Raw genomic sequence first — 1,732 nt, 5'->3', positions numbered from 1 at the left:
CGTTGCACCGGCCTCGCCCCCGTAAAGTTGATCATAGATTTCCCCGGCCAGACGGGAAATCTTCTCAGAATTCATCAGCAGACGCCGCTCGTTCAGGAGTTCGTCTTCCTCATCCTCCGCCAATTGAGCTTTGGTGATTTCCTGCATCTGAAAAGAAAGCATATCAATGCGCCGGGCCAGTTCCCGGGCATTGGACTCCAGATCTTTTAACTGGGAGCAGGTGTCTCTCCAGCGGATATAGATTTCTTTCACTTTTCCGGCCTGCTCCAACAATTCAGATCCACCCAGCCTGTCCACCAACCAGCGGTGTTTGTCCTGATCAAGCAGCGTTTGCTGCTCATGCTGGCCCAGCATATCCAGTAAGCCGCTGCCCATGTCCCGGTAAAGGCCAAGGTTTGCCGGGCGCCCGTTAATGCGGCAGACATTTTTGCCGCTGCGGCTTAGCTCCCTGGCCAGAACCAACAGACCGTCTTCTTCGCAGTCCACGCCCAGTTCTTCCATTCGTTTTTTTATCCAGGACAGCCGTGAAACATCAAAGGTGGCCTGAACGGTGGCCTTTTCCCTGCCGGAGCGGATAAAGTCCGCTGAAGCCCGGCTTCCCAGGGCCACCTGCAAGGCGTCGATCAGCATGGATTTACCAGCACCGGTTTCCCCGGTGACAATGGTCAGGCCTTTGTCAAAGTTCACCTCTACATCGTCGATCAGGGCAAAATTTTTTACATATAACGAGTGGAGCACAGGCTTACCCCCTTGCCAATTCCAGGAATCGCTGCACAACCTGTGGCGTGGCCTCTTTGGGTTTAATAATAATCAGAATGGTATCATCCCCGGCCACGGTGCCGATAATCTCCGGCCAGTGGGCGTGGTCAATGGCGGATGCCATACCCTGGGCTTCCCCGGGCGGTGTTTTAATAATGATCAAGTTTTCACTGGAATTGATGTCGCTCAAGGACAAGCGGACCAGACGTCTTAGCCTGTCCTCATTGCCACGGCGCATCATGGGTTCGTCCGGAGAGGCGTAGTAAGAGGTGTTGTGTTCGCCAGGTATTTTGATCAGGCTTAGTTCCTTAATGTCCCTGGACACGGTGGCCTGGGTTACCTCAAACCCCTCGGCCCGCAGTGCCGCCGCCAATTCTTCCTGGGTCTCAATGGTTCTGTCGCGGACTAATTCCAATATTTTTGCCTGGCGTTGTGTCTTCACGCTTCATCCCTCGCCTTCTCTATCAAAAGTACTCCCGGTGCTGAGGGTGGCCGGTTGAGAAAATTTATTTTTAAAACCTTGTATATAAGAGAGTCCAATTGAGAAGCCACTGCCTCCACGGCCTCCTTTTCTTCCTGTCCCCCGGGGTGACCCGGGTAGACAACAATTACCAGACGGCCGCCGCTGCTGAGCAGTTCCAGGGTATGCTTAATGGCAATCAGCGTGGTGCCGGGTTGGGTGATGATTTCATGATTGCCTCCGGGCAGGTATCCTAAATTAAAGATGGCCCCCTGTATAGAATGATCGATATATTTTTTTATATTCTGGTGGCCGTCTTGAATTAATTTGACCCGCTCATCCAGCACGCCTTCCGATGCCAATCTCCGCCGTGTGTTTTCCAGAGCCTGCTCCTGCACATCAAAGGCATACACCCTCCCCTCAGGGCCTACCAGTTGGGCCAGCAGCAGGGTGTCATGCCCGTTTCCCATGGTCCCATCCACGGCACTGTGGCCCCTCTGTAATATTTCAGAG

The 1,732-nt window shown here is 53.5% G+C and carries 3 protein-coding genes; all 3 read right to left on the bottom strand.

Features of this window, described 5'->3' with window-relative positions:
• On the bottom strand, positions 1 to 738 hold a 738-nt coding region (locus P378_RS03790; RefSeq protein ID WP_180260973.1), incomplete at its 3' end, for an AAA family ATPase.
• 4 nt (positions 739 to 742) lie between these two features.
• Positions 743 to 1,201 carry an arginine repressor gene (gene argR, locus P378_RS03785; RefSeq protein WP_099082330.1) on the bottom strand — a complete coding sequence of 153 codons (459 nt, stop codon included), beginning with the start codon at positions 1,199 to 1,201 and terminating at the stop codon, positions 743 to 745.
• Positions 1,198 to 1,732: tRNA 5-(aminomethyl)-2-thiouridylate-methyltransferase MnmM (gene mnmM, locus P378_RS03780; protein WP_238472841.1), on the bottom strand; the 535-nt coding region annotated here is incomplete at its 5' end. The genes mnmM and argR, both read right to left, overlap by 4 nt.

It is taken from the genome of Desulforamulus profundi (assembly GCF_002607855.1).
Note: the sequence above shows the minus strand (reverse complement) of the source record. Positions and strands in the feature narration are given on the sequence as shown.